Genomic DNA, 5,543 nt, shown 5'->3' with positions numbered 1-5,543 from the left:
AAATTGATGGCTTCCGGAGTCACATGCTCGGCTGCCATGGTGAGGTCGCCTTCGTTTTCGCGGCCTTCGTCATCTACCAGAATAATCATTTTGCCCTGCCGGATGTCGGCAATGGCCTCTTCAATGCTGCACAATGGCATGTTGCTTCCTTCATTGCCCGCCTGGGGGCGTGATTTTTTTACTTTCATCAAAGGTTAGGTACGGAGGCCTGTTCTGTCAACCGCAGGCGGGGCAAACGGCCCAGCGCCTTTCTGACCGCAAAAGGTGCAGGGCCGCCACGCAGGGGCAAATCGCCCGCACCCTGGGCTAACTGCGCGAAACGGGCTTGAGACCCACCTCTGCCAGCAGATCCTTGACCGACCTGCCAAACAAAAAGGGCAGCATGGCGCGGGGTACACCGGCGCGCTCAACGCATAGCTCACGAAAGGCCGCGTCCATGCGGGCGGCTTCGCCCAGTTCCGCCACGGCGGCTTCCCGCTCGCTGCCCTCCAGCGGGCCTTGCTCCGCATAACGCTCCACCGTCAGGCCTTGCGCCTGCTGCGGAAAAAATCCCAGCCTGTCGGCCAGTTCAAGCACTGCCCGCACAGAAACCTGCTCTTCATGCGCGCTCACAAGGTCAGGCAGCAATGCCCTGCTGGCAGCGCTCAGAGTGGAAAATCCGGGGATCCCATCGGCCAGCGCGTTCAGAGCCGCATAGCGCCCAAGGTGCGAGGCTTTGGCAAGCAGCATTTCCAGCGGCCCGGTATCCATGCAGAACAAGGCCGTGCATTGCGCAGGGCGCTGTTCATAGATGCCGCAGCCCGCGCCTTCACGATAATAGCGGCAGCGCCAGGGATGCACCCTGCCGCCGGGCCCGGCAATCTTGATACGTTCCCCTTCCAGTGGCCGCAATGCCTTGCGCGAGTCGTCCCGCGCCCACTCCCCGGCGCGCAGGCACACCAGAGCTTCAAGAGTCAAGGTGCCGGAAACCAGCAAGGCTGCGTCGCTGAGCATCAGGGTCGGCCCGCCCAGCAGGCAGCAGGTGCCGCAGCGTCTGCACACAGGCGCACCGCCGGAATCCGCGGGCATGGATGAAAAAGGGGAATTCTGCATACTCATAGGTTCTCCAGGGCAGGATCAATGCGAAGGCGGAAAGGCTTGCCCATTCTCCGCATGTTCCTGCCGGTTCTGCTTGAAACGCCCGCCCCAGAGGCGTCCCAGCCTGCGGGAGAGTTTTTCCATATAATAGTAGTACACTGGCGTGATGTAGAGCGTGACCAGCTGCGAAAAGCACAGCCCGCCCACCACGGCCAGACCCAGCGCGCGGCGGGCATCTGCCCCTGCGCCAATGCCCACGGCAATGGGCAGCGCGCCCATAAGCGCGGCCACAGTGGTCATCATGATAGGCCGAAAGCGCACATGACAGCCCTGGGTAATGGCCGCCAGCGGGTCAAGGGACGGATCATTCTTCTGCGCTTCCAGTGCGAAATCGAGCATCATGATGGCGTTCTTCTTCACGATGCCGAGCAGCATGATGATGCCCACAAAACCGTACAGATCAAGCTCCATGCCGAACAGCCACAGGGTCGCCAGCGCGCCAAAACCCGCCGACGGCAAGCCGGAAAGGATGGTGAACGGGTGGATGAAGCTCTCGTACAAAATGCCCAGCACAAGATAAATGACCACAATGGCCAGCACAAGCAGCCAGCCCATACCCTTGAGAGAACTCTGGAAGGCCTGCGCCGTGCCCTGCGATTCTGCGGTCACCGTATCGGGCAGCAGCGGACGCGCCACAGCTTCCACCGCGCCCACGCCCTGACTGAGCGAAATACCGGGGCGAAGGTTATAGGAAATGGTCACGGACGGGAACTGCCCGTTGTGGTTGACCGCAATGGGGCCAACCCCTGTGGAAAGCTGGGCCAGGGTATCCAGCGGCACAAGGTCGCCGCTCTTGGAGCGCACATAGAGCCGCGAAAGGGCTGAGCGGTCTTTCTGGAAGGGCTTTTGCAATTCCACAAAAACCGAATAGTCATCCGTGGGCGCGTAAATTGTCGAAACCTCACGCGAGCCGTAGGCCGACTGCAGGGCCAGTTCTATCTGCTGCGGGGTCACGCCCAGAGCTGCGGCGCGGTTACGGTCAATGGTCACGCGCAGCTCAGGATTCTTGAGTTGCAGATCGCTGTTGACGTCCTGCAATTCCGGCAGCTTGCGCAGGGCATCCTCAATGCGTTGGGCGCTTTCAAAAAGCGAACCCATATCCGGGCCAAACAATGTATACTGATACAGGGCCTTGGAGGCGCGGCCGCCAATGCTGATGGTGGGCGGCACACGCACAAATACGCGCATGGAAGGCGAGGTGTTGAGATCCTTGCGCAGCTTCTGGGCCACGGCCTCAATGCCGGGGCGTTTGTCGTGCTCCGCCAGCCGCATGAGCAGAATGCCGTTGTTCATGCTCTGGCTGCCGCCCACAATACCCACAATGGAGTTGTAGGCCGCCACATGGGAGGAAGATTCCAGCATGGGATCAAGGCTGTGCTGCGCCCGTACCATGCCCTCAAAGGACACGCCCTGCTCCGCCTCGGTGCTGGCCTGCAACAGGCCCATATCTTCCGTGGGCAAAAATCCCTTGGGAATAATCATGCCCAGCCATACTGTCAGGGCCAACAGGCCAAACGAGGCCAGCAGGGTAATGCGCCGATGGCGCAGGGCCACATCCAGCGAACGGGCGTACAGGTCGGCCAGCCTGTCAAAACATCGTTCAAGCGCGCCGTACAGCCCGCTCACGGCGGGCTTGTGCCCGGCCATGTTCCGCCCCTGCGCCTTCAAAAAATAGGCGCAGAGCATGGGCGTGAGCGTGAGCGAAACCACGCCCGAGCTCAAGATCGCGGCAATGATGACCACCGCGAATTCGCGGAACAGCCGCCCCACGATGCCGCCCATGAACAGCACGGGAATGAACACCGCCGCCAGAGAGAGCGTCATGGAAACAATGGTGAAGCCGATCTCCGCCGAGCCGTCAAAGGCCGCAGTCTGCGGGTCCTTGCCCATTTCCTGATGCCGCACGATATTTTCAAGCATGACGATGGCATCGTCCACAACAAAGCCCACGGCAAGGGTCAGGGCCATGAGCGAGAGGTTGTCCAGGCTGTAGCCCAGCACGGACATGACGGCAAAGGTCGAAATGACCGACATGGGCAGGGCAAGGCTGGGAATGATTGTGGCGGGCAGATTGCGCAAAAAGATAAAGATGACCAGCACCACCAGAAATACCGTGAGCACCAGTGTGAACTTCACGTCCGACACGGATTCGCGGATGGACTCCGAGCGGTCGTAAAAAACCTCCACCTTTGCGGAAGGCGGCAACTGCTTTTCCAGCGCGGGCAGCAGGGCGCGGATGGAATCCACCACCTGCACTGTATTGGTGCCGGGCTGGCGCTCCACGGCCAGCATGATGCTGGGCGCGCCGCCGTTGCTCCAGGTGAGCTGTTTGTCCTGCTTGAAGCTGTCCACCACTTCGCCCAGATCGCGCAGGCGCACGGGCGCGCCGTTGCGGTAGGCCACCACCGCGTCGCTGAAGGCGCGGGCGTTCATAAGCTGGCCCGAAGATTTGATGGAATCAGCCCGGTGCGACCCTTCCAGCGAGCCTGTGGGCAGCATGCTGTTGGCTGCGGCAACAGCCTCTGCCACCTCGTCAATGCCAAGGCCTCGCGTGGCCAGCTCGTCCGGATTCAGCTGCACGCGCACTGCGTACTGCTTCTGCCCGTAAATGACCACCTGAGCCACGCCGTCCACCATGGAAAGGCGCTGGCCTATGAGCGTATCCGCGTATTCATTAAGCACATAGAGCGGCAAGGTGGCAGATGATACGCGCAGTTGCAGGATGGGCAGATCCGCGGGGTTCACCTTGCGGAAGCTCGGCGGCACGGTCATGTTGGAGGGCAAACGGCGCTGGGCAAGGCCGATGGCCGACTGCACGTCCAGAGCCGCCGCATCGATATTGCGGTCAAGGGCAAACTGGATGGTGATGCGTGTGCGGCCCGTAGAATTGACAGATGAAATGGAGTCGATGCCCGCAATGGTGAAAAATTCTTTTTCCAGCGGCGTAGCCACGGATGAGGCCATGGTTTCCGGATCGGCCCCGGCAAGTTCGGCCTGCACCTGAATGGTGGGAAAATCCACGGTGGGCAACTGGTTTACGGGCAGGTTGCGATACCCCGACACGCCAAAAAACAGCATGCCCAGCATTATCAGCACAGTGGCCACAGGGCGGCGGATAAAAAGCGCGGCGATATTCATGCGGCCCCCTCGGGGAATGCAATGGACGGCACACTTGCCTTGCGGCAAGAGGGGCTGCCCGGATCAAGTCTGCCCATGTAAAATAATCAACGTCCGGGGCACTCGCCTTGTGGCGGTCAAAGCCCGCCCATGCCTGCTTTGGACAAATCCATTCCATCAATTCAAAAAATACTGCTCCAGCTCCCGCACCAGCAGGAACAGGCCCAGCAAACAGCACACGCCGCCAATGAGGGTGCGCAGCATGCCTGTGGGCGTGCGTTTTGCCAGAACCACGCCGCCAGCAAACCCTGCGACTTCAAGAATGCATATTATCGGCAGCAGGGCAAAATCCACATGCCCGTCAGCTATATTGCCCACCGTGCCAAACAGGGCTGTAACCACCTGATACGGCATGGCAAGGCCCACAGCCGTCATGGGGGCAACCCCAGCGGCTATCATCCACGGGATGGTCAGCACCGGGCCGCCAGCGCCAGTCATGCCCGCCAGAAAGCCCGTGCTCGCCCCGATGAAGAAAAACCCCGCCCTGCTCTGCCAAAAAACGCTGCCGCCAGCCTTGGGGGGGCGCAATACGCAAAAGCCTGCAAACAGGATGATGCCCGCCAGCAAAATTACCAGCGGCTTTGCGTTGATGCTGGCGTTGAGCACGGCCCCGGGCAGAGCCGCGAGGCCGCCGATCATAAAGGGCGTGGCCCGCGACCAGTCCACATGGCCCAAACGGCGATACATGACGGTTCCCACCAGCCCAATGGGCAAAAAGGACGCCAGCGCCGTCCCCATGGCCTCGTGCGGCTCAAGCCCGCTCAGCAGGATCAGGCCCGGAGGAACAAGAATACCGCCCACGCCCGTAAGCCCGACCAGAATACCCACCAGCAGGCATACAGCGCCCAGAACTATTAACAGCATATCTTCCTCAAAAATTAGGCAGACTGACCACCATGAAGCACAGCCAGAGCGTCAGTCCCCCACACAAGGCGCTATAGCGCAAGAGTTCACAAAGCGCCAGCAAGCGCTTGCGATCCCAGGGCGCGGCCTCGTCCTGTTCCGGCCCGAGCCAGGGTTTTGGCGTCAGCGTGCCGAAGTACACGGACGGCCCGCCCATGCGCGCGCCGCACAACCATGCGCAGACCGTCATGGACCAGCCGGAATTGGGGCTTGGCATACCTACGGCCTGTCGGGCCACAATCCGGAAACCGGGCCAGCGGCCTTGCCACACGCGCACGGGCCGCAGCCGACCGGGCAAAAACCGCAGATGCTGCTCGCAGATGGCT

General features: G+C 61.2%; 5 protein-coding genes. All 5 read right to left on the bottom strand.

What is annotated here, in order from left to right; translation table 11 throughout:
• Positions 1-140 (bottom strand): 3,4-dihydroxy-2-butanone-4-phosphate synthase (locus VEZ52_RS09845; protein WP_324836655.1); only part of this gene is annotated, 140 nt, incomplete at its 3' end.
• 166 nt (positions 141-306) lie between these two features.
• On the bottom strand, positions 307-1,098 hold the full coding sequence (locus tag VEZ52_RS09840; RefSeq protein ID WP_324836654.1) for a YkgJ family cysteine cluster protein: 792 nt from the start codon (positions 1,096-1,098) through the stop codon (positions 307-309).
• Positions 1,099-1,116: 18 nt separating this feature from the next.
• A complete protein-coding gene (locus VEZ52_RS09835; protein WP_324836653.1) occupies positions 1,117-4,275 on the bottom strand; it encodes an efflux RND transporter permease subunit in 3,159 nt (1,052 codons plus the stop codon).
• 156 nt (positions 4,276-4,431) lie between these two features.
• Positions 4,432-5,178, bottom strand: a complete 747-nt coding sequence (locus VEZ52_RS09830) for a sulfite exporter TauE/SafE family protein (RefSeq protein WP_192112283.1) — start codon at positions 5,176-5,178, stop codon at positions 4,432-4,434.
• 7 nt (positions 5,179-5,185) lie between these two features.
• The coding region (locus VEZ52_RS09825) for a cobalamin biosynthesis protein (RefSeq protein ID WP_324836652.1) at positions 5,186-5,543 on the bottom strand (358 nt) is incomplete at its 5' end.

This window comes from Desulfovibrio sp. (genome assembly GCF_035644575.1).
In the GTDB taxonomy this organism is placed as follows: Bacteria; Desulfobacterota; Desulfovibrionia; order Desulfovibrionales; family Desulfovibrionaceae; genus Desulfovibrio.
Note: the sequence above shows the minus strand (reverse complement) of the source record. Positions and strands in the feature narration are given on the sequence as shown.